We start from the raw sequence: 26,791 nt of genomic DNA, 5'->3' as shown, positions 1-26,791 counted from the left end.
GCGGTCAGGAATTCAATCGCTGTTATTCGATGATTTCAACCTGAATAGTGGCCTGGGCCTTGGCATCTACGCGACGGTCGCGCTGACGTTCGGCTTCGGTTACGCCTTCGGCCAGTTCACTGCCGTACCAGGCAGTCTGGATGTTCTGGGCGGCAACGCCACGCTGAACCAGGTAGTCCTTGGCGGCCAGGGCACGACGCTCGGACAACTTGCGGTTGTACTCGGCGCTACCCAGACGGTCGGCATAACCGGCCAGTTCAACCTGGTGATCCGGGTTCTCTTGAGCAAAGCGGGCCACTTCGTCCAGAGTGGCACGAGAGTCGCCAGACAGGTCGGACTTGTCGAAGGCGAAGTAGATGGAGCCATCGGCAGTGACGGTACGGGTTTCATAGGTCACTTCGGGAGCCGGCTGAGGCGCTACCGGGGCAACCGGCGGCGGGGTAGCCACGCCACGGTTCGGGTGCAGCACCACTTCCAGCATGAAGTTGTTTACATCGGTTTCGAAACCGTTGTTGACCAGATCACCCATGTCTTCGACACGGCGATAGCGGGCCTGTACGTCGACCAGATCGGAGGCACGGTAGGCCAGACCCAGACCGGCCAGCGGAGAAACACCTTCGTCACCGGCGCCGGTGTCGGTATCCCAGCCCAGGGCACCCAGCTCGCCGAACAGGGAAACGCGCTCGCTCAGCGGCAGACGACCAATGGCAGACAGGTTCAGTGCCTTGGTGTCGGCATCTTCGCCAAAGTTGTTGAAGCCCAGCTCGGCACCGAAATACTGGTTGAAGTTGTAACCACCGAACATGCTGACGGCTTCAGCATCCTTGTCGAGGTTGGCGTTGTTTTCATCGATATCTTCATACTGAGCGTAACCGGCACCGGCACCCAGGTACCAGTCATTGGCCTGCACGCTGGTAGAGATACCGGCGGCTGCGATAGCGATTGCAATCAGGGAAGGAGCCACTGTTTTTTTCATCATCGTCTTCCTCATTTTATTTGCATTCGGCCGAGGCCGAAATGGATATATCAGCACACACTGAGGGCAGTGTAGTGCGGAATGTCCGTTTGATATTTTTATTGTTCAGAGGAAGAACCATATGGAACAGGTTCATCCTGTGTTTGTACATCCGCACGATTGCAGACTAACGGTTTTCATTGAGGCCCACAAGCAGGCGGCGAGTGAGAAAGGCCAAATTTGTCGCAACTGACTCAAGATGCTGATGCAGTTTGCGCGGGTTTTTGCAATGCAACGCTGCAGTTTGCGGAGAAATCGGAGTTATATAGTGTAGTTAGGCGCTAACTGAGTCTAAATTGGAATTTTTTTCGGTAAAACAGGAGCAGAGCATAACGAGTCTCTTTAGCGGTGTTAAACTAATAAGACAGCGATACCAGTGGTTATCGGAATTCTTCGATAGGAGTAGCAAGGTTATGAATCCAGATACCAGCTTGGTCGGAAAAAAGATCCGGCAAATCCGTGAGGCAATGGGTCTTAGTCGGCCCAAATTTGCCGAACTGCTTCAAGTTCCCCCCACCACCTTGAAAAACTATGAGCTGGGATACCGGGAAGTGGGTGGTGCTTTTCTGGTGGCTCTGGCGCAGCACCCCGAGCTGCACAGATTCACCCTCTGGTTGTTGTCTGATCAGACCATAGAAAGTGTCGGTCAGATAAGTCCGGAGCAGATTGCCGAATGATAGAAAAAGACAAGGGATTGTCTTCTTCTTTATATCAAGCCCTCGTACCTAAAGCTCCCATACCGTGATGTTGGCAGCTGCTTCGCGGTATCTGTTGGCGGATGTTATCTTCAAAGCCATAGTCCGTGCTGTTTTCTTCAGAGGTTTTCAATGTATTACGGTGTTGATATCGGCGGCAGCAAGATAGCCTTTGCCGTGTTTGATGCGCAGGGCGTAGAGCGTGAGCGTTTGGTGCTCCAGACGCCGACGACCCGTTATTCTGCCTTTGTTCAGATGCTGGGTGAGCTGGTGACGGCGGCCGATGGTCGTTGGCAGACGGCCGGTCATGTCGGCATCGGCTTTCCCGGTGTGCTGGACAGTAACGGCCTGATGCTGGCGCCCAATGTGCCGGCGATTCATGGCCATGATCTTAAAGGCGACTTACAGCACCGGCTGGCAAGACCGGTATATGCCGACAACGACGCCAACTGCTTTCTACTATCGGAATATCACCAGGGGGCGGCGGCCGGGGCTGAACTGGCGCTGGCACTGACGCTGGGTACCGGGGTTGGCGGCGCCTTGTTACACCGAGGACAACTGGTAAACAGTGGTCGTGGTGGCAGTGCCGAATTCGGGCACGGGGGCGTCAATGCCGGCCTGCTTGCGCGTTATCCGGGATTGCCTTTGTTTCCCTGTGGATGTGGGCTGCATGGTTGTCTGGAAACCTATGTCTCCGGCACCGGCTTGATCCGGCTTTATCGCCATGTCGGCGGCGAGCCGCTGTCGGGCCCGGCCATTATCGGTGCCTGGCAACAGGGAGAGCAAGTAGCCAACGATTGTCTGTCGCTTTATCTGGATATTCTGGCGGCGGGGCTGGGTAGCTTGATGACCCAGCTGGACCCGGATGTGGTGGTGCTGGGCGGCGGTCTCAGCGAGCAGGCCTGGCTATATCGGGAACTGAGTAGTCGCTTGCCCGAATACCTGATGAACAATGTGGAACCGGCGCCGGTGCGGCCGCCGGTGTTTGGTGGCAGCGGCGGGGTACGAGGTGCTGCATTATTGGCCATGCGTGCCGCCTTGCCATTTAGCTGACCGAGTTATTTTGTTAGCATGCCTTTTTTATACCCAAACGAAGGGAATGTCATGTCGTCATATGAGACAGTAGAGCAAAAAGCCAGCTACGGTGTTGGTCGTCAAATCGGTGATCAGCTGAGCCAGCAATCCTTTGAAGGTCTGGAAGTATCGGCCGTACAGCAGGGCCTGGCCGACGCCCTTGCCGGTGTGGACTTCGCCGTTTCTCGCGAAGACATCAACGGTGCCTTTCAGGTGATCACCCAGCGCATGCAGGAGCAGCAGGCTGCCCAGTCTGCCGAAGCCAAAGAAGCAGAAGTTGCCTTCTTCGCTGCCAACGGTGAGCGTGCCGAAGTACAGCAGACCGAGTCCGGCCTGCAGTATGAAGTACTGGCCGAAGGCGAGGGCGCCAAGCCTGCCGCGACCGATACCGTACGCGTGCACTACCACGGCACCTTCATCGACGGCTCCGTGTTCGACAGCTCCGTCATGCGCGGCGAACCGGCTCAGTTCCCGGTGAACGGCGTGATCAAAGGCTGGGTTGAAGCCCTGCAACTGATGTCGGCTGGCTCCAAGTGGAAGCTGTATGTGCCGCACGATCTGGCCTACGGTGAACAGGGTGCCGGCTCCATTCCGCCGTGCGCGACCCTGGTGTTCGAAGTTGAACTGCTCGAAATCGTCTGATTCTGAAAAAACCGGCAGCCGCCGGTTTTTTTATGTCCTGAAAGACAGGAAAACCCGAAGAGCAAGGCGTGAGAACAACATGACTGCTCGCGCCTTGCTCTTCAGGGCTTTTTCGTTTTAAAGGCCGCTTTTATCTGGCAAACTTCCGGTTTACCCTTGGTTTAGCATGAAGAAAGGAATAAACGCATGACAAATCCGGTTCGCATCGCCGTGGCTGGTTGTAACGGACGCATGGGCAAGGTATTGGTCGAATCCGTGACCCATACCGAGGGCGTTACCCTGACCGCCGCCATCGAGCACTCGGGCTCTACGGTACTGGGTGTCGATGTCGGTGAACTGGCCAATGTTGGCCGTCTGGGCGTGATGGTGACCGACAATCTGGCGGCGGTGATCGAGCAGGTGGATGTGATCATCGACTTTACCCGGCCCGACGCGACTCTGGCGAATATTGCCCTGGCCCGGCAGCATGGCAAGCGGCTGGTGATCGGCACCACCGGCTTTGACGAGGCACAAAAGGCCGAGATCAACGCCGCTGCGGAAGATATCGCCATGGTCATGGCCTCCAACTACAGCGTTGGCGTCAATCTGGTGTTCAAGTTGCTGGAGCAGGCGGCCAGAGTAATGGGCGATTACACCGACATCGAAATCGTCGAAGCACATCATAGACACAAGGTGGATGCGCCGTCGGGTACCGCGCTGAGCATGGGGGAGGTCATTGCCGACACTCTGGGCCGGGATCTGAAAGAATGCGCCGTGTACGGACGCGAGGGCATTACCGGTGAGCGGGATCGCAATACCATCGGTTTTGCCACCGTGCGCGCCGGCGATATCGTGGGTGAACACACCGCCATGTTCGTGGATATCGGCGAGCGGGTCGAGATCACCCACAAGGCGTCCAACCGGCTGACCTTTGCCAATGGTGCCGTGCGGGCTGCCGCCTGGATTGCCGTGCAGCAGCCGGGGCTGTACGACATGCAGGACGTGTTGAACCTGAAATAATATTTATGCGATGAACTCGGCCTTAACCTGATGTCATTGAGCAGGATAACGGGTTTTCCAGGCTGGGTTTATCGCTTTAACTTATTTATATGATATTGATTTTAAAAGGTTTATTTCTTTACTTTTTATTTTTAGCATTAAAGTGTGAAATTTCATTTCAATTCGTTTTTTCTCCGCGTTATTTCCTTCCTTTTTTGTTTTTATGCGTTTTTTGTCGATTTTTACTTCGATTTTTCCTGGCTTCAGGTGAAACGAAAGGTTTTTCACGAAAAAGTTTGTCGAAAACGCCGCTTTTATATAAAATACGCAGAATTTGCCCAGTATTAGCCGAGATGCAGTAATATTTTTTTTGTCTGCACCTCGGGACAGCCAGGTAAATTGTTGATTTATAAGAATTAACTTGGAGGTTGTCTTGACTCACTCAGCGCTGCTTGTATTGGAAGACGGTTCTGTCTTTCGCGGTACAGCCATTGGTGCCGACGGTTGTTCCGTCGGTGAAGTGGTATTCAATACGTCGATGACGGGATACCAGGAAATCCTCACCGACCCGTCTTATTCCCGTCAAATCGTTACGCTTACTTATCCTCATATAGGCAATACCGGCACTAATGCTGAAGATGAAGAGTCCGATCGGGTTCATGCCCAGGGTCTGATCATTCGTGATCTCCCCATTGTCGCCTCTAACTTTCGCAATCAGCGCTCCCTGTCCGATTACCTGAAAGCCCATAACATAGTGGGTATTGCCGATATCGATACCCGCAAGCTGACCCGACTCCTGCGCGAAAAAGGCGCACAGGCCGGTTGCATCATCGCCGGTGAAAACCTGGACGAAGCGGCAGCCCTGGCCGAAGCCAAAGGCTTCCCGGGTCTCAAGGGTATGGATTTGGCAAAAGAAGTCACCACCGCCCAGACCTATGCCTGGACCGAAGGCAGCTGGACCCTGGGCGAAGGCCACAGCCAGCCGGCCGCGACCGAGCTGCCCTATCATGTAGTGGCCTATGACTACGGCGTGAAGCGCAACATTCTGCGCATGCTGGTGGATCGGGGTTGTCGCCTCACTGTGGTACCGGCCCAGACCCCGGCCGCCGAAGTACTGGCGCTGAATCCGGACGGTATCTTCCTGTCCAACGGCCCCGGTGATCCCGAGCCCTGTGACTATGCCATTGAAGCCATCAAACGCTTCCTGGAAACCGATATTCCGGTATTCGGCATCTGCCTGGGTCACCAGTTGCTGGGTCTTGCCAGCGGTGCCAATACCGTCAAAATGAAGTTTGGTCACCACGGTGCCAACCACCCGGTGAAAGACCTGGATAAAGGCGTGGTGATGATCACCAGCCAGAACCACGGTTTTGCGGTAGACGAGGCGACCCTGCCGGCCAACGTGCGGGTGACTCACAAGTCGCTGTTCGACGGCTCTCTGCAGGGTATTCATCGCACCGACAAGCCGGCGTTCAGCTTCCAGGGGCACCCCGAGGCGAGCCCGGGTCCGCATGAAGCGGCCGACCTGTTCGACCACTTTATTGATTTGATTAAGCAGTACCGCGCGTAAGGAGTAGGGAAGAGTCATGCCAAAACGTACAGACATACAGAGCATTCTGATCCTGGGCGCAGGCCCGATAGTGATTGGTCAGGCCTGTGAATTCGACTACTCCGGCGCTCAGGCCTGCAAGGCCCTGCGTGAAGAAGGTTACCGGGTCATTCTGGTGAACTCCAACCCGGCCACCATCATGACCGATCCGGAGATGGCCGATGCCACCTATATCGAGCCCATCCACTGGGAAGTGGTGCGCAAGATCATCGAAAAAGAACGTCCGGACGCGATTCTGCCCACCATGGGTGGCCAGACCGCACTGAACTGTGCGCTGGAGCTGGAAAAGCACGGCGTACTGGCCGAATTCGGCGTCGAGATGATTGGTGCTACCGCCGATGCCATCGACAAGGCCGAAGATCGCAGCCGTTTCGACACGGCGATGAAGAGCATCGGTCTGGCCTGTCCGCGTGCCGGCATCGCCCGCAGCATGGAAGAAGCCTACAAGGTACAGGAAGAGGTGGGTTTCCCCTGCATCATCCGTCCTTCCTTCACCATGGGCGGCACCGGTGGCGGCATCGCCTATAACCGGGAAGAATTTGAAGAAATCTGTACCCGTGGTCTGGATCTGTCGCCGACCAACGAGTTGCTGATCGACGAATCTCTGATCGGCTGGAAAGAATACGAGATGGAAGTGGTGCGGGATCGTAACGATAACTGCATCATCGTCTGTGCCATCGAAAACTTCGATGCCATGGGCGTGCACACCGGTGATTCCATCACGGTGGCACCCGCCCAGACCCTGACCGACAAAGAATACCAGCTGATGCGTAATGCTTCGCTGGCGGTTCTGCGCGAAATCGGCGTGGAAACCGGCGGCTCCAACGTGCAGTTCGGTATCGACCCAAAGACCGGTCGCATGGTTATCATCGAGATGAACCCGCGGGTATCCCGTTCTTCCGCCCTGGCGTCCAAGGCAACCGGTTTCCCGATTGCCAAGGTAGCGGCCAAGCTGGCCGTCGGTTACACCCTGGACGAGCTGCAGAACGACATTACCGGTGGTCTGACCCCGGCGTCGTTCGAACCGGCTATCGACTATGTCGTGACCAAGATTCCGCGCTTCAACTTCGAGAAATTTGCCGGCTCCAACGACCGTCTGACCACCCAGATGAAGTCGGTCGGTGAAGTCATGGCCATTGGCCGTAATTTCCAGGAGTCCATGCAGAAAGCATTGCGCAGCCTGGAAACCGGACAGTATGGTTTCGACCCCATCGTTGACCTCAACGACTCGGACAGCCTGGCGCGCATTCGCCACGAGCTGCAGGAGCCGGGCCCCGAGCGTATCTGGTACATTGCCGATGCCTTCCGTGCCGGCATGAGCGTCGATGGCGTGTTCAAGCTGACCAATGTGGACCGCTGGTTCCTGGTACAGATTGAAGATCTGGTCAAGCTGGAAGAACAGGTAAAAGAACTCGGCATGGCCGACCTGTCTCCGGAGCTGCTGCGCAGCCTGAAGCGCAAGGGCTTTGCCGATGTGCGCCTGGGTAAACTGCTGGGTGTGTCGGAAGGTGAAGTACGCAAGCTGCGTCACCGCTTTGATATATTCCCGGTTTACAAGCGAGTGGACACCTGCGCCGCCGAATTTTCTACCGACACCGCCTACATGTACTCATCCTATGATGAGGAATGTGAAGCCAAGCCGTCCGATAAAGACAAGATTATCGTACTGGGTGGCGGCCCCAACCGTATCGGTCAGGGCATCGAATTCGACTATTGTTGTGTGCATGCCTCGCTGGCGCTGCGGGAAGACGGTTTCGAGACCATCATGGTCAACTGTAACCCGGAAACCGTGTCCACCGACTATGACACCTCCGACCGTCTCTACTTCGAGCCGGTGACCCTGGAAGACGTGCTGGAAATCGTGCGCATCGAGCAGCCCAAGGGCGTGATCGTGCAGTACGGCGGCCAGACGCCGCTGAAACTGGCGCGCGACCTCGAAGCTGCCGGTGTACCCATCATTGGTACCAGCCCGGACGCCATCGACCGTGCCGAAGACCGTGAGCGCTTCCAGCAGGCGGTAGAGCGCCTGGGGCTGAAACAGCCGCAGAATGCCACCGTGACAGCCATGGAGCAGGCGGTGTCTCTGGCCGAGAAAATCGGTTACCCGCTGGTGGTACGTCCGTCTTACGTACTGGGCGGCCGGGCGATGGAAATCGTTTACGACGAGCAGGATCTGCGTCGTTACTTCAACGAAGCGGTTACCGTGTCCAACGAATCTCCGGTACTGCTGGATCGCTTCCTCGATGACGCCACCGAAGTGGACGTTGATGCCATCTGTGACGGCAAGGACGTAGTCATCGGCGGTATCATGGAGCACATCGAGCAGGCGGGCGTTCACTCCGGTGACTCCGGCTGTTCTCTGCCTCCCTATACCCTGAGCAAGGCGATTCAGGACGAGATGCGCGAACAGGTGCGCAAACTGGCCCTGGAGCTGGGTGTCGTCGGTCTGATGAATATTCAGTTTGCGGTCAAGGGCAGCGATATCTATCTTATCGAAGTCAACCCGCGTGCCGCTCGTACCGTGCCCTTCGTATCCAAGGCCACCGGTATTCCGCTGGCCAAGGTGGCCGCCCGGGTCATGGCGGGCAAGTCACTGGCCGAGCTGGGCGTGACCAAGGAAATCATTCCGCCTTACTACTCCGTCAAGGAAGTGGTGCTGCCGTTCAACAAGTTCCCGGGTGTCGATCCGCTGCTCGGCCCGGAAATGCGTTCAACCGGTGAAGTCATGGGCGTGGGTGAAACCTTCGCCGAAGCCTTCGGCAAGGCCCATCTGGGTGCCGGCAAGGGCGTACCGAAAGAAGGCCGTGCTCTGCTGTCGGTTCGCCACAGCGACAAGCAGCGGGTGGTCGACCTGGCCGCCAGCCTGCTGGAAGCCGGCTATCAGCTGGATGCCACTCACGGTACTGCCGTGGTGCTGGGTGAGGCCAACATCAACCCGCGTCTGGTCAACAAGGTGCACGAAGGTCGTCCTCATATTCTGGATCGCATCAAGAACAACGAGTACACCTACATCGTGAACACCGCCGAGGGTCGCCAGGCCATCGAAGACTCGCGTCAGCTGCGTCGCGGTGCTCTGGCCCAGAAACTGGCCTACACCACCACGCTGAACGGTGCCTTCGCCACCGTGATGGCGATGGCGCACGACGCCACCGCCTCCGTGATATCGGTGCAGGAAATGCATGCTCGTATCGCCAAGGGCGAATAAGCACTATCGCGATAGATAGAGCATGAATAGAAAAAGGCGCCGAAAGGCGCCTTTTTATTGCTTAAATATCACACAATAAATATTCACGATAATGTTTGACGCCACCCCCTTACTTCCGTAGAGTGCACGTCAGCAAGAGTTTCAAGTTAGCGCGGCCTTTGTATATTGTTCGTTCCTTACGGCACTACAGTCATCACCAAGCTTCCCTTATTTGATTTTGTTGCATTTTCCGAGCACGTGCTCGTCACTAAAATAAAGGTAAGATAAAATGGCTAACGGTACCGTAAAATGGTTTAACGAAGCAAAAGGTTTTGGTTTCATCACTCCGGCTGATGGCAGCAAAGACTTGTTCGCCCACTTCTCCGAAATCGTCGGTAGTGGCTTCAAAACTCTGGCAGAAGGCCAGGCTGTATCCTACACCGCTACTGAAGGTGCCAAGGGTCCGCAGGCTTCACAGATTCAGGTTCTGTAATTACCCTTCGGTAATTCAAGACCAAAAAAACCCGCTTCGGCGGGTTTTTTGTGTTTTGGTGAGGGGAAAGAGGTGAGGAGTGAGGAGAAAAAGATAAAGAAAGTAGCTCGGTTTTCTGATGTCAGGTATTTTCACGCCTCACGCCTCACGCCTCACGCCTCACGCCTCACGCCTCACGCCTCACAAGTAATTACTTTCCATCCAGGACTCCAGGATCAACTGAGCCGACACCGCATCCACCGCGTCTTTGCCCAGCGCCTTGTAGCCACCGGCCTCGAACAGGCGGGCGCGGGCATCGGTGGTGGTCAGGCGCTCGTCCTGCAGTTCGACCTTGATGCCGAAGCGACCGTGCAGCCGGTTGGCGAACTTGCGGGCGCGGCGGCTGATGTCCTGCTCGGTGCCATCCATGTTGAGTGGCAGGCCGACCACCAGCAGGCCCGGTTGCCACTCCTTCAGTAGGGCTTCAATCTGATCCCAGTTGGGCACGCCCTCGTTGGCTTTCAGTGCCAGCAGCGGGCGGGCAGAGCCGGTGATCTGCTGACCGACCGCCACGCCGATGCTCTTGGTGCCATAGTCGAAACCCAGCAAGGTCAGGCTCATGCATGACCTACCTGAGACGAGAGGTGACGGGCGTCTATGCCTAACCGGGCGATGGCCTGATGCCAGCGCTGGGCGAGGGGGGTGTCGAAGATAAGCGCCGTGTCGGCCGGAATGGTCAGCCAGCTGTTTTCCGTCAGCTCCTGCTCCAGTTGTCCCGGGGTCCAGCCCGCATAACCCAGCGCCACCAGATAATGCTCGGGTGCCAGGTCGGTGCCCAGGGTTTCCAGGACATCCGGCGAGGTGGTAATCATCAGATTATCGCTCAGTAACTGGCTGGAACTGAATCCTTCCACCGGGCTGTGCAGTACAAAGCCCCGATCGGCGGCTACCGGCCCACCCTGCAGCACCGGCGTGTCCATCTCGGGCACATCGTCCGGCTCCATTTCCAGCTGATGCAACAGCTCATGCAGCGGCATATCGATGGGAATATTGATCACCAGCCCCATGGCACCTTCGTCGTTGTGCTCACAGATATAAGTCACGGAGCCGGCGAAGAAGGGATCCTTGAGGCTGGGCATGGCAATAAGAAAATGATGTTGCAGTGAGTCCATGTCATCTCGTCTTGGGTCGGGAATGGCCCCGCCGGCGCAACGCCGGCGGGATTCGGGTCGGGCATTATTGTCAGGATAGACGCTTTTCGATGGCGTCCATCAGCATGCCGGTGATGTTGACCGGAAAGGCGGCTTCAATTTCCCGCACACAGGTCGGGCTGGTCACATTCACTTCGGTCAGTTTGTCGCCGATAATATCCAGCCCCACGAAGATCAGTCCCTTTTCCTTCAGTACCGGACCCAGGGCCTCGGCAATGCGGCGATCGCTGTCGCTCAGGGGGCGGGCTTCGCCCCGGCCACCGGCGGCCAGGTTACCCCGGGTTTCACCGCCCTGGGGAATACGGGCCAGGCAGTAGGGCACCGGCTCGCCATCCACCACCAGCACCCGCTTGTCGCCGTCGGTAATGGCGGGAATATACGCCTGCACCATGCAATAGCGGCTGCCGTGCTCGGTCAGGGTTTCGATGATCACGCCCAGGTTGGCATCATCCTGCTTCACTCGAAAAATCGAGGCGCCACCCATGCCGTCGAGCGGCTTGATGATGATGTCCTGATGCTCCTGATGAAAGGCGCGAATATCACTGCCCTTGCGGCTGACCAGGGTGGGCGGTGTGAACTCGGAAAACCAGGCGGTGTACAGTTTTTCGTTGGCGTCACGCAGACTCTGGGGCTTGTTGACGATCAGGGTGCCTTCGCTTTCGGCCCGTTCCAGCAGGTAGGTGGCGTAAATGAATTCGGTGTCGAAGGGGGGATCCTTGCGCATCAGAATCACGTCGAGCGAGCTCAACGGCTGGCGTTCGGCTTCTTCCAGGGTAAACCACTGGTTGGCGTCTTCCTTGACGGTCAGCCGCGCCATGTGGCCGAAGGCCTCGCCGTCGCGCAGGCTGAGATCGCTCATTTCCATGTACCACAGCTCATAGCCCCGATGCTGGGCCTCCAGCAGCATGGCGAAGCTGGTGTCTTTCTTGATATTGATGGACTGAATGGGGTCCATCACGATTCCCAGTTTAATGGTCATGCAAGATCTCCAAAGCGGCATTGCAGGGCGGTAATGGCGGTCAGGGCCGCGGTTTCTGTTCTCAGCACCCTGGGGCCAAGCAGTATATCAATAAAGCCGCGGGTGCGGGCCTGGATGATTTCGTCATCGGACAGGCCGCCCTCGGGACCGACCAGCAGCCTGAGGCCGGCGTCGGGGGCGGGCAGGGTACCCACGCTGTAGTCGGCTCTGGGGTGCAGGTTGAGTTTGAGGTCGGTGGTGTCTTCGGCCAGCCAGTGTTCCAGCGTCATGGCCGGGCGGATCTCCGGAATACGGTTGCGGCCACATTGCTCGCAGGCGGCGATGGCGATGTTCTGCCATTGCTGCAGCTTCTTCTCCAGTCGCTCGCCGCTCAGCTTGACGCCGCAGCGGCTGGAGAACAGCGGGGTGATCACATTGACGCCCAGTTCGACCGACTTCTGAATGGTGAACTCCATCTTGTCGCCGCGGCTGATCACCTGCCCCAGATGAAAATGCAGCGGTGATTCGCAGTCGGCATCGTCGAAGTCGCCGACGCGCACCCGCACCGATTTTTTATCGGCCTGCAGGATCTCGGCCTGATACTGGCCACCCTGGCCGTTGAACAGCACCAGTTGCTGACCGGGCTGCATTCTCAGCACCCGGCCCACATGATTGGCCCCATCTTCAGACAGTGCCAGTTCTACGCCGCAAGACAGGGCTGCGGGTTCATGGATTCTGGGTATACGCATAATGTTTGCACTGTTCCTTTACAAAGGGGTTGCTGTTGCCCTGAATGGCGCTGATGCGACGATCTCGTTCGCATTCCCATTTGCTGGCCGGATATTGCCGGTTCCAGACTTCAAACAGTTTCAGTTGCTGCGAGGCGATCTTCAGTTTGTATTGCCGTTGCATATACAGATAGGTGCGTGCGATGGCCCCCCGGCTGGCCGTGGGCGGCTGGACTTTTCGGCCCTTGAAGTCGACCAGCATCTGACAACGACCATATTGATTCGGCCTGCCGTTCCATTCTGAAAAGCGATAGTTGGAGCGGTCGCCGTTGACCTCACCCACCGCCGGCACCAGGTTGTGCAAGTCCCCTTCCATCTGTTTGAACAGCGTATCGTTGCGGGTGCAGTTCTTGCGGCCTCCCTGCTGCCAACACTGGCGCTGATGACCCAACTCCCATGCCGGAACCACATGTTCCCACTCGATACGGCTGGCCCGTTTTTGTTGTTTACGCACCTGATAGCCACAGCGTGCGAGATCCGGCACCAGTTTCTTGCCATTGGCACCGATAGGGCAGCCGCAGTAAAAGGTGATCGGATGATCGTTATAAATAGCGGGCGCCGCCCGCTTGGCCTGACGAAAAGACAAGGCTTCGCCATAGGCCAGCCAGGAGCTGAAGCCCAAAAGTAAAATGAAATAGCGCACGACTCGTTATTTTTTATGGTTTTGTAATGGGGCAGTTTACCACCCGCAGCAGGGGCGGGGAAAGGGCGGGCAGTCGGGGGATTAACGGCGGGGAACAAGCGGAATGATGTTGCTCCCCGCCGTTGATACGCGGTTACAGCAAAGCCAGCATGGCGTCGGCAGAAGACACTTCAAACTTGCCCGGTGCCTCCACCTGCAAGGCGGTGACCACGCCATTTTCTGCCACCAGCGCAAAACGCTGGGCGCGCAGGCCACCGAAGTCACCGGTGTCCTTGGCCAGACCCAGCGCCTGGGTAAAGGCGCCGTTGCCGTCGGCCAGCATGGTAATGGCTCCGGCATTCTGCGCCTGCTGCCAGGCGCGCATCACGAAGGCATCGTTGACCGACAGACAGTAGAGATCCACGCCTTTGGCCCTGAACCGGTCGGCCAGGGCCACAAAGCCGGGCAGGTGAGCGTTGGAGCAGGTGGGGGTAAAGGCGCCGGGTACGGCGAAGATAACCACCTTCTTGCCGCCGAAGAGCGCTGTGCTGTCGGCGCTGCTCTTGCCGGACTCGGTGATAAAGCTGAAGCTCTGTTCGGGCAGTTGATCGCCAATCTTGATCATGGGACTTTCCTTTTGGGTGTATCTGCGGTGGATAACAACAACAGTTTATTACAATGCAGGCATTGATAGCGCCGTTTGCCGCGTTGAATGCTGTTATGACGACGTAAACTCAGTTGATGCCGGCGACAACCGCAGTCGTATGCAAAGGTGGGGGCTACTTTGGCGGTGTTCAGCCGATGCCGGGTACGCGGCGCGAGCCCGAACACCGACCGCATGATGCTCTGCCATTCCCGGCCGTGCGGTTTGACCTTGCCGAAGCAGGCAAAGGCCACCAGATGAGCAACTTCATGGGGAATGATCTCGGCCATGAATTCGGCCTCGTTGTCGGCCAGCAGTACCGGATTGAAGCGCAGCTCCCAGCGTTCCAGCCAGGCTGAGCCTGCGATGCGACCGCGCTGGTTGAAACTGACGGCAGGAGGCGCAAACTCTCTACCCAGTTTTTGGGCGGCGAGCGTCATACAGTCGGTTACCCGTGCGTGCACGCGCTGGAAAAGGGCGTCATCAGGTTTCATGTTTGTAAAGCTGTAGGCTTGCCTCTTAGTCACAGGTTCTTGCCGTTTGCTGTACCGTGCGCTTTCGTCAGGCAAAGCGCACTGCTTCTCCGGCCCGCCGTAATGACATGCCACTCAATGTTTCAAACCGCTGCGAACATACTGAATGTTCGGTCGGGTTTAAACATTTCGTCACGGCGAGCAAGCTCGCCCCATGGGGGCTCCGCTGCGCCATCCATGGCGCAGAGGGCGCGGCGAAGCAGACACCCTTTGCCTTCCTTGGTCAGCACCGAGGTGCCTGTTAGCTTTTGACAGGCAACTCCCCAGTTTCACGAAGCAGCAGTGGGGATTGCCGTAGCCGACCGTCAAATGTCAGGGACGACATTTGCCGAGCGTCCCAGGGATGGGCTCGAAGCGCGTCGGCGGAGCGCAACCGCACTGCTGCCTCGCATGACGAACTGACATTCAGCATATAAAAAGGGGAAGCGTTTGCTTCCCCTTTATCACTTATTTCAGGCCGGCGGCGTCGCGCAGTAGCTCTGCCTTGTCGGTCGCTTCCCAGGGGAATTCGTCCCGACCGAAGTGGCCGTAGGCGGCGGTAGACTGATAGATGGGACGATTCAGGTCCAGCATCTGGATCAGGCCGTAGGGGCGCAGATCGAAGTGCTCGCGTACCAGGGCGTCGAGCAACTCTTCCGACACCTTGCCGGTGCCGAAGGTTTCCACGCTGATGGAAGTGGGCTCGGCCACGCCGATGGCGTAGGAAACCTGAATCTCACAGCGGTCGGCCAGGCCGGCGGCCACTATGTTCTTGGCAACATAACGCGCGGCATAGGCGGCGGAGCGGTCGACTTTCGATGGATCTTTACCGGAGAAAGCACCGCCACCGTGACGGGCCATGCCGCCGTAGGTGTCGACGATGATCTTGCGCCCGGTCAGGCCACAGTCACCCATGGGGCCACCGATAATGAACTGGCCGGTCGGGTTGATGTGGAACTTGGTGTTCCTGGTCAGCCATTCGGCGGGCAGCACCGGCTTGATGATCATCTCCATCACCGCTTCACGCAGGGTGGGCTGGTCAATGTCCGGGCTGTGCTGGGTAGACAGCACCACGGTGTCGATGCCCACCGGCTTGCCGTTGTCGTCGTAGACGAAAGTCACCTGAGACTTGGCGTCCGGGCGCAACCAGGGCAGCTCGCGGGCCTTGCGCACATGGGCCTGGCGCTTGACCAGACGATGAGCGTAGGTAACGGGGGCGGGCATCAGCACGTCGGTTTCGTTGGACGCATAACCGAACATCAGGCCCTGATCGCCGGCACCCTGGGCGTAGGGGTCTTCATCTACCCGATCCACGCCCATGGCGATATCCGGAGACTGTTTACCGATGGCGTTGAGCACGGCGCAGCTTTCGCCGTCAAAACCCATGTCGGAGCTGGTGTAGCCGATGTCACGCACGGTACGGCGTACCAGCTCTTCGATATCGACCCAGGCGCTGGTGGAGATTTCACCGCCCACGATCACCATGCCGGTTTTGACGAAGCTTTCGCAGGCCACGCGCGCCTTGGGATCCTGCTCGATGATGGCGTCCAGTACCGCATCGGAGATCTGATCGGCAATTTTGTCCGGATGACCTTCGGATACGGACTCGGAGGTAAACAGTCTGGCCATGATACATTCCTAACTTGAATTAATCTGGGGTGTAATGACGCACCGAATACGGCGGTATTAACATCTGGATGGCTATTCTAGAGAGGCGTCGGCCCGATTGCCAGTAAAAAGTCGTCTGGCTGTCTGGTTTGCCCACTCCGTTTGGCCATCCGTTAGACTATCCGTTTGAGCTGGGAGATTAGATTTGCGCCCTCAGGCCGTCTTTGGGACAATACCGCCGTTTTCTTCACCCCTTTCAAGTTAATGTTCTCAGGAGATGTCGATGCCTTCTCGTCAAGTGCTGGCCAATGCCGTGCGCGCACTCAGTATGGATGCGGTACAGAAAGCCAATTCCGGTCACCCCGGCGCCCCCATGGGCATGGCGGATATCGCCGAGGTGTTGTGGCGCCACTACCTCAAGCACAACCCCGGCAACCCCGACTGGGCCGACCGCGACCGCTTCATTCTGTCTAACGGTCACGGCTCCATGCTGCTGTACTCTTTGCTGCACCTGACCGGCTATGAGCTGTCCATCGACGATCTCAAACAGTTCCGCCAGCTGCACTCCAAGACCCCGGGTCACCCGGAGTACGGTTACGCACCGGGCATCGAAACCACCACCGGCCCCCTGGGTCAGGGCATCACCAATGCCGTGGGCATGGCCATCGCCGAAAAATCCCTGGCCGCCCAGTTCAACCGCCCCGGCCATGACGTGGTAGACCACCACACCTACACCTTCCTGGGTGACGGCTGTCTGATGGAAGGCATCTCCCACGAAGCCTGCTCCCTGGCGGGTACGCTGGGTCTGGGCAAGCTGATTGCCTTCTGGGATGACAACGGCATCTCCATTGACGGTGAAGTAGACGGCTGGTTCAGCGACGATACCCCCAAGCGCTTTGAAGCCTACGGCTGGCAGGTAATCGCCGACGTGGACGGCCACGACAGTGCCGCCCTGACCGCCGCCATCGACGCCGCCCGTGCCGACACGTCACGCCCGACCCTGATTTGCTGCAAAACCGTGATCGGTTTTGGCTCGCCCAACAAGGGCGGCAGCCACGACTGTCACGGTGCACCGCTGGGCGAAGCTGAAATTGCCGCTACCCGCGAGCAGTTGGGCTGGAGCCATGCGCCGTTTGAAATCCCTGCCGACATCTATGCCGAGTGGGATGCCAAAGAAAAAGGCAACGCTGCAGAAGCACAGTGGAACGAGCAGTTTGCCGCCTACGCTGCCGCTCACCCCGAGCTGGCTGCTGAGTTCAAGCGTCGTGTCAACGGCGAGCTGCCGGCCGACTGGGCCGCGCAAAGTGCCGATTTCATCAAGACGCTGCAGGCCAACCCGGCCAAGATTGCCACCCGCAAGGCGTCCCAGAACGCACTGGACGCTTTTGGTGCCATTCTGCCCGAGCTGCTTGGCGGCAGTGCCGATCTGGCCCCCAGCAACCTGACCATGCACAAGGGCTCTCAGCCCATCAGCGCCGAAGACGCCAGCGGCAACTACCTGCACTACGGTGTGCGCGAGTTCGGCATGAGCGCCATCATGAACGGTATCGCCCTGCACGGTGGTTTTGTGCCTTACGGCGGCACCTTCCTGATGTTTACGGAATATGCCCGTAATGCCCTGCGTATGGCGGCCCTGATGAAGCAGCGCTCCCTCTTCGTTTATACCCACGACTCTATCGGTCTGGGCGAAGACGGCCCGACCCACCAGCCGGTTGAGCAGATTGCTGCGCTGCGTCTGACCCCGAACATGAGCACCTGGCGCCCCTGTGATCAGGTTGAGTCTGCCGTGGCCTGGAAAGCGGCTATCGAGCGCAAAGACGGCCCGACTTCGCTGATTTTCTCTCGTCAGGGTCTGGGTCAGATCGATCGCACCGACGCCCAGCTGGCCGACGTGGCCAAGGGCGGCTATGTGCTGAAAGATTGTGCCGGTACGCCCGAGCTGATCATCATTGCCACCGGCTCCGAAATCGAGCTGGCCATGGCGGCGCAAGAGCAGTTGAGTGCCGACGGCAAGCAGGTACGCGTAGTGTCTCTGCCCTGTACCGACGTGTTTGACGCTCAGTCTGCCGACTATAAAGAAAGCGTGCTGCCCGCCGCCGTGACCAAGCGTCTGGCGGTGGAAGCCGGCATTGCCGACTACTGGTACAAGTATGTGGGCTTCGGTGGCGACATCATCGGCATGACTACCTTCGGTGAGTCGGCTCCCGCCGGTGATCTGTTCAAGCTGTTCGGCTTCACCGTCGACAACGTGGTAGAAAAGGCGAACGCCCTGTTAGACAAGTAAGTTAGGCAAGTAAACTGACCTAAGTTTGAGCGTTAATCTTTATGAAAAACCGGCTGCGGCCGGTTTTTTTGTGGCTAAAGGGCAGGGTAGCTAAATCGACAGCTACGTTTTAAGCCGTCTTCCTGACGCAAGTCAGGATCTCGTCTTTTGATTACCTTCAGCCGGTCGGTTCAACTTGAGTGCAGAGACAACACAGCCGTCTCCCACGACATGCTACGAGTACATCCATGTAAGCTCGGACATGCCATCCATGGCATGTCACGGTCGTGGGAGCCGTTCTCTGTTGCCTCTTTATAGTATCGGAGCCGCCTGTTGGCACAGTCTGCGGGCAGAGTGGAACCGACTTGTAGAGGCCGCTTCAGCCGGCCGGTTCTGCGCAGCAGAACTAAATAAATGAGCTCTTTCATCTCGGCGTAAACGTTGGACAAAGGACCCGCTCCGCCGACACGCCGTCAATCCTACCTGGAGGCTCCGCCGCGCCATCCCTGGCGCGGCCGGGAAATGCTCCTGCCGTCCAGGCATTCCCGCCATCCATGGCGGTCAGAAGGTCGGCGGAGCAGATCCCTTTGTCCTCCCAGATGCTCCGGAATGACCTGTTGGCAGAAGCCGCCGCTTACGGCGATGTTTTCCAAGGCTTTTTAATTGCACTTCGCCGTCACTCCGTCCAATATGGTCTCATTTGAAATTCACTTGTCATGACAATGAATGAGTAGGCAGGCCTGAAAACTTGATGTTTTAAAAGGTAGTAATAATCAATGAGTTGTAGCTGGTTTATCCGTTGACACCGAGCATAATCAAGGGTCAATTTGAGCATGAACGTACATGCGTATGTGTAGTATTAAAAATTTTATATTTATTTGGAGATCACACATTGAAGATATTCCTTTCTCTCTTAGGTCTAGTAATTGCAATAATTATTATCTGCATTGGCATGAACCTACTAGAGGAAAAACAAATAACTGGAGGTGAGTTTGTTTCCCTAGTTGTTGCGTTTTCAATAATCGGACTAATCATTTCATTTTCCTCTGAAGTTCAAGAGTTTTCTGTGGCTGGAAATATTGTAAAACTCAAGGAAGTGAAGAAAGAAGCCGAAGAATCTATATCTGGGCTAAAGAAAGCCAGAACAGATAATTTTCGATTCTTGTTAAAGCTTGCGATGAGGTTTCCTGGTGGTTTTGGTAGTGGCGGAACCGTTGATTCTAGACTTTCAGACTTTTGGTTGTTGTATGATCAAATTGTTGAGTTTGGGTGTGAGTTAGAACTAAGAGAGAACATAAAATCAGTAACTGATGTTCTATTGGGCGGTCAGCTTCATAGCATCGCTCAAAACAGTGATAATGTATCAAGTAAGTTTCCCCGTGGAACTATTCCTACTCCGCAAGAACTTACAATAACGGCTCTAGATAATGAATCAGTAGAGAAAGCTGCTTCACGGAATGTAGGTGGCGGCGATATTGCTAAGATTAAAGAGTCATTAGTTATTGGCCTTGATGAATATAAAAGGCTCTATGAATTAAATGAACAATGTAAAATATAACAAGTTAAGCAGGCTGGACTGTGTAGTTCCCCCGTTTGAGCAGACACCTCGATCTAATAAAACCGAAGTGCCATACGCCCTTTTACTGTTGCGCTAGGCGCACTGTAAGAAGGGCGCTATTGAAATTACTCTATTCCCAAGAGTTCCACTTCAAAAATCAGCAAGGATCCCGGTTTTATTGTTCCGGCGGGGCTGTTGCCGTAGGCCAGTTTGGAGGGGATGAAAAACTTGAATTTGTCACCCACGACCATCAATTGCACACCTTCGGTCCAGCCTCTTATGACGCGATTTAACGGGAAGCTGATCGGTTCGCCACGATCCACCGAACTGTCGAATACGGTGCCGTCCAACAGGGTGCCGTGGTAATGCACGGTGACCGTTGACTTGGCACTGGGGTGAACATCGCCGTCGCCTTTGGTCAGTATTTGATACTGCAAACCGGAGGCGGTTTCCTGCACATCATCATTGGTTTTGTTCTGGGCTAAAAACTCGTTTGCTGCCGCGATGTTCTCAACCGCCGCCTTTTTATGATTTGAATTTCTGATGATGTAAAAGCCCACGACCAGAATGACGACCGCCAAAATGAAAAATTTCATTACTTATCCTGCTGATGTTGAGATGTTTGCATTCTATCACTCGATGCTTGCCGAGGTAACACCAACCCCGTTAAGCATCTGATCATGTTGACACTTTTTCTTGAACGCCGAATATTCCGCAGACGGTACCCACAGGCGACTCTGCAGCATCAAGGAGAACTCTTCATCCGCCCCTATGCTGCCGCGTCGCCTGCGGGAACGCCCTGCAGACAACGCGGTGCTTAAGGAGAGGCAACAGAGATCGGCTCCCGCGACCGTGAAATGCCAAGGAAGGCATTTCCCGAGCCCCCATGGATGGTTTATGGCGTGTCGCGGAAGGTGACTCTGTTGCCTCTCGTGGCCAGCTTTAAAATAGATCATATTTTTACTTAGGTTGGTGTAAAGCGGCAATGCAGCGGCACAGGGGAATGGTTATAGTGACCGGAACATTGACCACGGAGAGAAGAATGATGAAAAAATATCTGGCGTTACTGGCCCTGGCCAGCCTGGGTGTTCAGGCGCAGACCGTGAACACCGCCGTGCTCGGCACCGACACCGCCCAGCAGCTGGTGACCGAGGGTCTCAAGCACTGTGCCAAAGACGGTTACCATGTAACGGTGGCGGTGGTGGATCGCTCCGGTGTGCTCAAGGCGCTGGCGCGTGATGAGCTGGCAGGGCCGCACACCATAGAAAGTGCACGCAAGAAAGCCTATACCGCTGCTTCTCTGGGCAAGTCTACCGCCGAATATGCCAACCTCATCGCCGAAAAACCGGGCCTGGCCGGATTGCGCGACATGCATCCGGACATTCTGATGCTGGGTGGCGGACTGCCGGTACGCGTGGGTGAGCAACTGGTGGGCGGTATCGGGATTGGCGGCGCCCCGGGCGGCCATCTGGATCAGGCCTGTGCCGAGGCGGCCATCGAGGCGGTATTGAAGTAACGACCGCCGGAATACTCGTGACCGCAACAAGCTGGCCATAACGGCAGATCCGATGAGGGCCTGCCGTTATTACTCTACCAGCCAGCGCAGCAGCTTGGCTTCCGGCATGGGCCTCGCCCGCAGGTAGCCCTGATAGGCCGGACAGTGCAGCTCGGCCAGGGTGGCCAGCTGCGGCTCGGTTTCCACGCCTTCCGCCACCACGCTCATTTCCAGGGTACGGGCCAGATCCAGCAGGCAGGCGATGATGGCCCTGTCTTGTGGCCGTTTGTCGATATGCTGAATAAAGGAGCGATCCAGCTTCAGTTCATCCACCGGCAGCTCCCGCAGGTAGGCGAAAGAAGAATAGCCGGTACCGAAATCGTCGATGGACAGGTTCACCCCCTGCGCCTTGATTTGCGCCATGCGCGTGCGGCTTTCCTGTAGGTTGTCCAGTATCACCCCTTCGGTTACCTCCAGCGTCAGCCGGTGTTGACAGGCCGGGTATTGTTGCAGCAGCAACGCCAGCCGGGAAACAAAGTTGGCGCTGTGAAAATGGCGGGCACTGATGTTGACCGATACCCGGCCCGGCTGATGGCCCTCGCTCTGCCAGCGCTGAATACGGCTGCAGGCCTGCTGCAGCACCCAGTCTCCGATATCGCAGATGAGCGAGGTTTCTTCCGCTATCGGAATGAAGTGGCCGGGCGGAATCGGCTTCTTGCCCGGCGGGTGCCAGCGCAGCAGTGCCTCGACGCCCAGCGGCCGGTTGTCATTCACCTGCTGCTGGGGCTGAAAATACAGCTCCAGTTCATCGTTGATAAGCGCCTGTTGCAGGGCATTGGATATGCGCACCCGCTCCTGAACCTCGTCGGCCATTTCCTGGCTGAAGAACACATGGCTGCCGGGGGCGACCCGCTTGGCGATGTGGTTGGCGGTATCGGCCTGACGCAGGTATTCTTCCAGCCCCATGCCGGTCACCGGAAACAGGCTGATGCCGATGCTGGCGCTGAGATGCAGGCGCAGGCTACCGAGCTGAAACGGTAACAGAAACTGTTCACGCAGGCCCAGAGCCAGCTGTTCGGCCCGGGTTTTGGCACCGGTGTAACCGTGGCTCAGCTCGGGACACAGCAGCACGAACTCGTCGCTGGAAATGCGCGCCAGGCTGATACCTTCCGTTTGGCCGGCAAAGCCATGCAGCCGTTCGGCAACCTGCACCAGCAGGTCGTCGCCGGTGGCATAGCCGAGCGAGTCGTTGATGTTCTTGAAGTCATCAAGATCGAGCAGCAACAGGGCGCCGCGCGTCGATTCATGTTCGGCCAGCGCCACCGTATGGGCGATATGCTCCACCATGAAGCGGCGATTGTGCAGGCCGGTCAGTTCATCGAAATAGGCCATCTGCTCGATGCGCTGCTTGTCGGCCTTCTGCTCGGAGAGATCTTCAACACAGCACACATAGTGCATGATGCCCAGGCCATCCCGCACCTGGCTGATGCGAATGCTGACCGGCAACTCGCGACCGTCGGCGCGCAGCAGACGTTGCTCACCCTGCCATCTATGCTGCTGCTCCATGGCGTGCACAATGGCGTCTATCGTGGTGCTGTGCGGATCCTCGGCGCGCAGGTTCAACGCCGAGCGACCGGTCAGCTGGTCGCTCTCATAGCCACTGATGTTGGCAAAGGCCTGGTTGGCGCGCTGTATCTGCATGTGGCTATCGGTGATAAAGAGTCCTTCCTGGGCATCAAAGGCCGCCGCCGCCACCATTAATGCTTCCTGATCCCGGCGGCGCAGCAGTTCGTCTCTTACCCTGTTTTCCAGTTGATCCAACAGACTCTGCAGGGCGGTGGTCTGGGTCAGTGGTTGCCTGAACAGCAGGGCCAGAATGCCGATGGGCTGCTGATGCTGATCTTTTATCGACAAGCCGATATAGGCCTGAATGCCTTTTTCCTTCAGTACCCGGTCGTCGGGAAACCGTTCGGCGGTATGGTTATGGTGAACACAGATGTTGGCTGAAGGCTGAAGGCTGAAATGACAGGGAGTTCCGGCCAGATGATAGCTGAACGGGGGCTGCAGCTGATTGTCGGTATAGCAGGACAGCACCCGTACCTTGTCTTTTCGAGCATGTTGCAACCCCACCAGGGCGATATCGGCGCCGCACAGGGTGGCCAGTTGTTGCATCAACTGATTGAAAAAGTCCTGCCCGGTATGGTGCGACAGCACCGGGGTCAGCTGGCCGATATGAATATCGGCGATGGGGGCAGGCATGGCAGGTGCGGCAATGAGTCCGGCCAGGCGGGCGGCGATGACCGCAACAAACTGCATGTCTGCGGCGGTGACCGGCGCGCGTTGCCGCCGGTATTCCAGACTCACCAGCCCGACTATCGCCTTATCGACCAGCAGGGGCACATCGAGCCGATGCTGAATACCGTCGGCTGACAGGTAGCCGAAGGCACTCAATAGTGGCTGCTCGGCACAGTGGCTGTAACTCAAGCCACCTCTTTGTTGCAGGGTACGCAGATAACGGCGTTCGGCCTTGACCGGTTGCAATGAAAAGGGCAATCCCTGGCTGTACAAGGGGCGCAGCACTTCTTCTGCCGCATAGTGGCGCCACAATATCACCCGGTCGGCGTTCTGCTGACCGATCAGGGTGTCCATCAGCATCGGCATCTGGGCTGCCAGCGACGAGGGCGCTTGCTCCCAGCCTTGCTGTAGCTGCCATTCCATCAGACCCAGTTCGTCGTCCCGTTGAACCTTGCCCATCTCGGCACTAAGCAGCCAGTGGCGGTTTTCGGTAGGGGCCAGGTGGCATTGCCAGCGACGGCCGGCGATGGTCAGGCCGATGCTGGCGGCTTGCTCTGTGGCGCACAGCTGTTCCAGCTGGCGACGGTCGTTATCATCAAGCTGACAGAGCAGCGAGCGATCGGCATCGGGCAGGCGAATATCATCGGCGGGCAGCGCGGTTAACGGCGCCAGGCAAAACTGCGGATCCAACCTGAAAAAACACAGATGATGATGGGGGCGATTCAATGCAGGTAACTGCATGGTGCTGATGTTCCTTGTGAGTACACACTTGCCGAATGGCGCCCATCTTGCCGACTGATCGCCGTCTTGTAAATAACAGGACACCGATTCGCCACTATGGATACATAAGTCATTGCTAAACTAAAAGCGTACGGTATCATTAGCATTATCTAATTTAAATGGAGTGGTGTGATGACCATAGTGAACTTCACCCCCTGGACTGCATTGCTGGGCGGCATATTCATCGGCAGCAGTGCCCTGTTGTTGCTGCTTGCTGCCGGCCGCATCGCCGGAATTAGTGGAATCATTGCGGGAATTGGCAGTATGCCGGATAAACGCTGGCGCATCGCGTTTGTGGCGGGATTGATGCTGATGGCGTTTTTTCTGTTCGACAGTGACGGTTTTACCGCCCCGTCACTGGAACGTTTTTCCGTCATCAGGCTGGTGCTGGCCGGCTTGCTGGTCGGCATCGGTGCCCGGCTGGGTAACGGCTGTACCAGCGGCCACGGCATTTGTGGCATGGGGCGGCTGTCGTGGCGTTCGGTGGTGGCGACGCTGGTGTTTATGGCGGCGGGCATCATGACAGTGACACTGTTTGGATTGGGAGCATAACCATGTTGCTATTGATTGCACTGCTGTCGGGCGGCTTGTTCGGGCTGGGCCTGGTTGTCTCCGGTATGGTCGATCCCACCAAGGTACAGGGATTTCTTAATCTGTTTGGCGACTGGGACCCCAGCCTGGCGCTGGTGATGGGCGGGGCGCTGGCGGTGTTTGCCCCCGGCTACTGGCTGTGGCGCCGAACAGGGCGCAGCCAGTGTGCGCTGGGCACCGAACTGCCCAGGGTGCCGGCGCCGCTTATCGATAAGCGCCTGGTGGTGGGGGCTCTGTTGTTTGGCATTGGCTGGGGGCTGGCGGGTATCTGTCCGGGGCCCGCCCTGGCGCTGGGTGCCAGCCTGCAATGGCAGGCCGGCGTTTTCATCGCTGCCATGATTACCGGTTTCTGGCTGGTGGGGAAAGTGAAAATACGGCTTTAAGTGGTTTCTTGGTTATAAATCCAGAGCAGGTAAACAGCTGTGTTTTGTGGCTCATGTTTACATATCGGACCAAGGGCCAGCTCCGCCGACTCGCCGTGAATACATCCTTGTAGGCTCAACCGCGCCATCCGTGGCGCGGATGATCGGCCGAGCAGATCCCTTGGTCCTCCTTGAAGCTTTGGCGTCGGCTGCTGGTGATGCCAACAGCTAACTCGGACGTCAAGAAGAGGCAACAGGGTTGCCTCTTTATTCCGCAAGCCGATGGGTGACCAAAGACAGGCTTACAGCTGATTAGCTTTCCAGGTAATCCATCACCACCTGATGGTGATCCTTGGTCTTGAACTTGTCGAACACCTTGGTCACGGTGCCGGACTCGTCGATCAGAAAGCTGATGCGGTGAATACCGTCGTATTCCTTGCCCATGAATTTTTTCAGACCCCATACCCCGAAGGCGTCGGCCACGGCGTGGTCTTCGTCGGACAACAGGGTGAAGTTGAGCGCGTCTTTTTCCTCGAATTTCTTCAGCCGGGCCACCGGATCCGGGCTGATGCCCAGCACCACTACATTTTTCTGCTCAAGTTCGGCCTGGCTGTCACGCAGGCCGCAGGCCTGTACCTTGCAGCCCGGGGTCATCGCCTTGGGATAAAAATACACCAGTACTTTTTTGCCGCTGAAGTCGGCCAGGCTGACCGGTTTGTCGTTCTGATCATGCAGGGTAAAAGAAGGGGCGGGGCTGCCTGCGGGTAAATAGGTCATCGACGAACTCCTTGAAATTATTTGCGTTTGAGGCGAAGGCTGTGTCGTTCGCATTCCAGCTCGCGGCACAGGCAATCGACGGCGTCTTCGGCTTCGCTGTCGATCAGCTGCTCGGGCAGGTTAAGCTGAAAATGCGCCTGAAACTGACCGGACTCGGCGCCGGTGAGGGTCTGGCTCTGCATCGCCTGAATATCCCAGCCCCGGTCGCTGAAAAACTGGGTGCAGCGGTTAACGATGCCGGGACGGTCGGCCACCACCAGCTCCACGTCGGCGCTGAGGGCATAGCTCGGCTGGCTCAGCACCTGGGTGCGCTTCATCATGGTGATCAGGGCCTGACTCTGGCCAAACAGTGGCAGTGTGGTCTCGAGTCGGGTGATCTGGTTCCAGCTGCCGGACAGCAACAGGATAAAGGTGAACTCGTTGCCGAAGATGCCGAGACGGCTGTCGACGATATTGCAGCCGCAGTCGGTGACCTGGCGCGCCACTTCGTTCACGATGCCGGCTCTGTTTTCACCAATGGCGGTGACCACAAGATGATGCGTCATCTGGCTATCCGAAAAGGTCGGTGGAAGAGGGCGCCATGGTAGCACAAATAGCAAGGGGCTCCAGCGCCTCTCTTGTATTCCGAAGGGGGCGCCACTACCATAGCCGCTCTTGAT

25 protein-coding genes are annotated in these 26,791 nt (G+C 57.1%); 12 read left to right on the top strand and 13 right to left on the bottom strand.

What is annotated here, in order from left to right:
- Nucleotides 1-22: 22 nt before the first annotated feature.
- Nucleotides 23-979: an OmpA family protein gene (locus tag Q0753_RS07820; RefSeq protein ID WP_298719205.1), complete on the bottom strand. Its 957-nt coding sequence runs from the start codon at nt 977-979 to the stop codon at nt 23-25.
- 449 nt (nt 980-1,428) lie between these two features.
- On the opposite strand from Q0753_RS07820, the gene Q0753_RS07815 reads away from it, so the two are divergent.
- The 7 genes from Q0753_RS07815 (at nt 1,429) to Q0753_RS07785 (ending at nt 9,690) form a co-directional block, all read left to right on the top strand.
- The gene (locus Q0753_RS07815; RefSeq protein ID WP_298719203.1) at nt 1,429-1,692 is read left to right on the top strand and encodes a helix-turn-helix transcriptional regulator; all 264 of its coding nucleotides are present in this window, start codon (nt 1,429-1,431) and stop codon (nt 1,690-1,692) included.
- Between the two features lie 150 nt (nt 1,693-1,842).
- Entirely contained in the window at nt 1,843-2,763 is a 921-nt protein-coding gene (locus Q0753_RS07810; protein WP_298719201.1) for an ROK family protein, read from the top strand.
- Between the two features lie 51 nt (nt 2,764-2,814).
- Nucleotides 2,815-3,426, top strand: a complete 612-nt coding sequence (locus tag Q0753_RS07805; RefSeq protein WP_298719199.1) for an FKBP-type peptidyl-prolyl cis-trans isomerase — start codon at nt 2,815-2,817, stop codon at nt 3,424-3,426.
- Nucleotides 3,427-3,612: 186 nt separating this feature from the next.
- On the top strand, nt 3,613-4,425 hold the full coding sequence (gene dapB / locus Q0753_RS07800; RefSeq protein ID WP_298719197.1) for a 4-hydroxy-tetrahydrodipicolinate reductase: 813 nt from the start codon (nt 3,613-3,615) through the stop codon (nt 4,423-4,425).
- 412 nt (nt 4,426-4,837) lie between these two features.
- Nucleotides 4,838-5,974, top strand: coding sequence for a glutamine-hydrolyzing carbamoyl-phosphate synthase small subunit (gene carA / locus Q0753_RS07795; protein ID WP_298719196.1), 1,137 nt, complete (start codon nt 4,838-4,840; stop codon nt 5,972-5,974).
- Between the two features lie 16 nt (nt 5,975-5,990).
- Entirely contained in the window at nt 5,991-9,218 is a 3,228-nt protein-coding gene (carB, locus tag Q0753_RS07790; RefSeq protein WP_298719195.1) for a carbamoyl-phosphate synthase large subunit, read from the top strand.
- A 268-nt stretch (nt 9,219-9,486) separates the two neighbouring features.
- Nucleotides 9,487-9,690 carry a cold-shock protein gene (locus Q0753_RS07785; protein ID WP_071473096.1) on the top strand — a complete coding sequence of 68 codons (204 nt, stop codon included), beginning with the start codon at nt 9,487-9,489 and terminating at the stop codon, nt 9,688-9,690.
- 180 nt (nt 9,691-9,870) lie between these two features.
- Here Q0753_RS07785 and ruvX read toward each other — a convergent pair whose 3' ends face one another.
- The 8 genes from ruvX to metK form a co-directional block, all read right to left on the bottom strand.
- A complete protein-coding gene (gene ruvX, locus Q0753_RS07780; RefSeq protein ID WP_298719191.1) occupies nt 9,871-10,290 on the bottom strand; it encodes a Holliday junction resolvase RuvX in 420 nt (139 codons plus the stop codon).
- A complete protein-coding gene (locus Q0753_RS07775; protein WP_298719189.1) occupies nt 10,287-10,841 on the bottom strand; it encodes a YqgE/AlgH family protein in 555 nt (184 codons plus the stop codon). The genes ruvX and Q0753_RS07775 overlap by 4 nt, the downstream gene beginning before the upstream one ends.
- Nucleotides 10,842-10,911: 70 nt before the next feature.
- Nucleotides 10,912-11,859 carry a glutathione synthase gene (gene gshB / locus Q0753_RS07770; protein WP_298719187.1) on the bottom strand — a complete coding sequence of 316 codons (948 nt, stop codon included), beginning with the start codon at nt 11,857-11,859 and terminating at the stop codon, nt 10,912-10,914.
- Nucleotides 11,856-12,587: a 16S rRNA (uracil(1498)-N(3))-methyltransferase gene (rsmE, locus tag Q0753_RS07765; protein ID WP_298719185.1), complete on the bottom strand. Its 732-nt coding sequence runs from the start codon at nt 12,585-12,587 to the stop codon at nt 11,856-11,858. The genes gshB and rsmE overlap by 4 nt, the downstream gene beginning before the upstream one ends.
- On the bottom strand, nt 12,565-13,269 hold the full coding sequence (locus Q0753_RS07760; protein WP_298719183.1) for an endonuclease: 705 nt from the start codon (nt 13,267-13,269) through the stop codon (nt 12,565-12,567). Before Q0753_RS07760 ends, rsmE begins: the two co-directional genes overlap by 23 nt.
- Nucleotides 13,270-13,402: 133 nt before the next feature.
- The gene (locus Q0753_RS07755) at nt 13,403-13,873 is read right to left on the bottom strand and encodes a peroxiredoxin (protein ID WP_298719181.1); all 471 of its coding nucleotides are present in this window, start codon (nt 13,871-13,873) and stop codon (nt 13,403-13,405) included.
- Nucleotides 13,870-14,385: a SprT family zinc-dependent metalloprotease gene (locus Q0753_RS07750; protein WP_298719179.1), complete on the bottom strand. Its 516-nt coding sequence runs from the start codon at nt 14,383-14,385 to the stop codon at nt 13,870-13,872. Before Q0753_RS07750 ends, Q0753_RS07755 begins: the two co-directional genes overlap by 4 nt.
- A 486-nt stretch (nt 14,386-14,871) precedes the next feature.
- Nucleotides 14,872-16,032: a methionine adenosyltransferase gene (metK, locus tag Q0753_RS07745; protein ID WP_298719177.1), complete on the bottom strand. Its 1,161-nt coding sequence runs from the start codon at nt 16,030-16,032 to the stop codon at nt 14,872-14,874.
- A 262-nt stretch (nt 16,033-16,294) separates the two neighbouring features.
- Here metK and tkt point away from each other — a divergent pair, with 262 nt between their 5' ends.
- Together tkt and Q0753_RS07735 are read left to right on the top strand one after the other, a co-directional pair.
- Complete coding sequence (tkt, locus tag Q0753_RS07740; protein WP_298719175.1) at nt 16,295-18,295, top strand: transketolase; 2,001 nt, start codon at nt 16,295-16,297, stop codon at nt 18,293-18,295.
- A gap of 871 nt (nt 18,296-19,166) precedes the next feature.
- Nucleotides 19,167-19,832, top strand: a complete 666-nt coding sequence (locus tag Q0753_RS07735) for a hypothetical protein (RefSeq protein WP_298719174.1) — start codon at nt 19,167-19,169, stop codon at nt 19,830-19,832.
- A gap of 125 nt (nt 19,833-19,957) precedes the next feature.
- Here the strand turns inward: Q0753_RS07735 and Q0753_RS07730 are convergent, their stop codons facing one another.
- Complete coding sequence (locus tag Q0753_RS07730) at nt 19,958-20,428, bottom strand: FKBP-type peptidyl-prolyl cis-trans isomerase (protein WP_298719173.1); 471 nt, start codon at nt 20,426-20,428, stop codon at nt 19,958-19,960.
- A gap of 446 nt (nt 20,429-20,874) precedes the next feature.
- Between Q0753_RS07730 and Q0753_RS07725 the strand changes: the two genes are divergently transcribed.
- Nucleotides 20,875-21,348, top strand: coding sequence for a heme-binding protein (locus Q0753_RS07725; protein WP_298719171.1), 474 nt, complete (start codon nt 20,875-20,877; stop codon nt 21,346-21,348).
- A gap of 69 nt (nt 21,349-21,417) precedes the next feature.
- Here Q0753_RS07725 and Q0753_RS07720 read toward each other — a convergent pair whose 3' ends face one another.
- The gene (locus Q0753_RS07720) at nt 21,418-24,363 is read right to left on the bottom strand and encodes a GGDEF domain-containing phosphodiesterase (RefSeq protein WP_298719169.1); all 2,946 of its coding nucleotides are present in this window, start codon (nt 24,361-24,363) and stop codon (nt 21,418-21,420) included.
- A 171-nt stretch (nt 24,364-24,534) separates the two neighbouring features.
- Here Q0753_RS07720 and Q0753_RS07715 point away from each other — a divergent pair, with 171 nt between their 5' ends.
- Together Q0753_RS07715 and Q0753_RS07710 are read left to right on the top strand one after the other, a co-directional pair.
- Nucleotides 24,535-24,954, top strand: coding sequence for a YeeE/YedE thiosulfate transporter family protein (locus tag Q0753_RS07715; protein ID WP_298719167.1), 420 nt, complete (start codon nt 24,535-24,537; stop codon nt 24,952-24,954).
- Between the two features lie 2 nt (nt 24,955-24,956).
- Nucleotides 24,957-25,376 carry a DUF6691 family protein gene (locus Q0753_RS07710; RefSeq protein WP_298719164.1) on the top strand — a complete coding sequence of 140 codons (420 nt, stop codon included), beginning with the start codon at nt 24,957-24,959 and terminating at the stop codon, nt 25,374-25,376.
- Nucleotides 25,377-25,667: 291 nt separating this feature from the next.
- Here the strand turns inward: Q0753_RS07710 and bcp are convergent, their stop codons facing one another.
- Both bcp and Q0753_RS07700 read right to left on the bottom strand, forming a co-directional pair.
- The gene (gene bcp, locus Q0753_RS07705; protein WP_298719162.1) at nt 25,668-26,132 is read right to left on the bottom strand and encodes a thioredoxin-dependent thiol peroxidase; all 465 of its coding nucleotides are present in this window, start codon (nt 26,130-26,132) and stop codon (nt 25,668-25,670) included.
- A 17-nt stretch (nt 26,133-26,149) separates the two neighbouring features.
- Nucleotides 26,150-26,677 (bottom strand): ACT domain-containing protein, encoded by a 528-nt coding sequence (locus tag Q0753_RS07700; protein WP_298719160.1) that lies wholly within the window; start codon nt 26,675-26,677, stop codon nt 26,150-26,152.
- Nucleotides 26,678-26,791: the final 114 nt, after the last annotated feature.

It is taken from the genome of uncultured Oceanisphaera sp., assembly GCF_947495715.1.
Classification (GTDB): Bacteria; Pseudomonadota; Gammaproteobacteria; order Enterobacterales; family Aeromonadaceae; genus Oceanimonas; species Oceanimonas sediminis.
This window is presented reverse-complemented; position numbering and strand designations above follow the sequence as displayed.

Excerpts from the sequence above, each read along its gene's own strand:
- Q0753_RS07710 (WP_298719164.1), top strand. The coding sequence starts at position 24,957 with ATGTTGCTATTGATTGCACTGCTGTCGGGCGGCTTGTTCGGGCTGGGC.
- Q0753_RS07715 (WP_298719167.1), top strand. The coding sequence starts at position 24,535 with ATGACCATAGTGAACTTCACCCCCTGGACTGCATTGCTGGGCGGCATA.
- Q0753_RS07730 (WP_298719173.1), bottom strand. The coding sequence starts at position 20,428 with ATGAAATTTTTCATTTTGGCGGTCGTCATTCTGGTCGTGGGCTTTTAC.
- tkt (WP_298719175.1), top strand. The coding sequence starts at position 16,295 with ATGCCTTCTCGTCAAGTGCTGGCCAATGCCGTGCGCGCACTCAGTATG.
- metK (WP_298719177.1), bottom strand. The coding sequence starts at position 16,032 with ATGGCCAGACTGTTTACCTCCGAGTCCGTATCCGAAGGTCATCCGGAC.
- Q0753_RS07810 (WP_298719201.1), top strand. The coding sequence starts at position 1,843 with ATGTATTACGGTGTTGATATCGGCGGCAGCAAGATAGCCTTTGCCGTG.
- Q0753_RS07725 (WP_298719171.1), top strand. The coding sequence starts at position 20,875 with ATGATGAAAAAATATCTGGCGTTACTGGCCCTGGCCAGCCTGGGTGTT.
- Q0753_RS07815 (WP_298719203.1), top strand. The coding sequence starts at position 1,429 with ATGAATCCAGATACCAGCTTGGTCGGAAAAAAGATCCGGCAAATCCGT.
- bcp (WP_298719162.1), bottom strand. The coding sequence starts at position 26,132 with ATGACCTATTTACCCGCAGGCAGCCCCGCCCCTTCTTTTACCCTGCAT.
- Q0753_RS07755 (WP_298719181.1), bottom strand. The coding sequence starts at position 13,873 with ATGATCAAGATTGGCGATCAACTGCCCGAACAGAGCTTCAGCTTTATC.
- Q0753_RS07720 (WP_298719169.1), bottom strand. The coding sequence starts at position 24,363 with ATGCAGTTACCTGCATTGAATCGCCCCCATCATCATCTGTGTTTTTTC.
- Q0753_RS07785 (WP_071473096.1), top strand. The coding sequence starts at position 9,487 with ATGGCTAACGGTACCGTAAAATGGTTTAACGAAGCAAAAGGTTTTGGT.
- carB (WP_298719195.1), top strand. The coding sequence starts at position 5,991 with ATGCCAAAACGTACAGACATACAGAGCATTCTGATCCTGGGCGCAGGC.
- Q0753_RS07775 (WP_298719189.1), bottom strand. The coding sequence starts at position 10,841 with ATGGACTCACTGCAACATCATTTTCTTATTGCCATGCCCAGCCTCAAG.
- Q0753_RS07820 (WP_298719205.1), bottom strand. The coding sequence starts at position 979 with ATGATGAAAAAAACAGTGGCTCCTTCCCTGATTGCAATCGCTATCGCA.
- dapB (WP_298719197.1), top strand. The coding sequence starts at position 3,613 with ATGACAAATCCGGTTCGCATCGCCGTGGCTGGTTGTAACGGACGCATG.
- Q0753_RS07805 (WP_298719199.1), top strand. The coding sequence starts at position 2,815 with ATGTCGTCATATGAGACAGTAGAGCAAAAAGCCAGCTACGGTGTTGGT.
- Q0753_RS07700 (WP_298719160.1), bottom strand. The coding sequence starts at position 26,677 with ATGACGCATCATCTTGTGGTCACCGCCATTGGTGAAAACAGAGCCGGC.
- gshB (WP_298719187.1), bottom strand. The coding sequence starts at position 11,859 with ATGACCATTAAACTGGGAATCGTGATGGACCCCATTCAGTCCATCAAT.
- Q0753_RS07750 (WP_298719179.1), bottom strand. The coding sequence starts at position 14,385 with ATGAAACCTGATGACGCCCTTTTCCAGCGCGTGCACGCACGGGTAACC.
- ruvX (WP_298719191.1), bottom strand. The coding sequence starts at position 10,290 with ATGAGCCTGACCTTGCTGGGTTTCGACTATGGCACCAAGAGCATCGGC.
- rsmE (WP_298719185.1), bottom strand. The coding sequence starts at position 12,587 with ATGCGTATACCCAGAATCCATGAACCCGCAGCCCTGTCTTGCGGCGTA.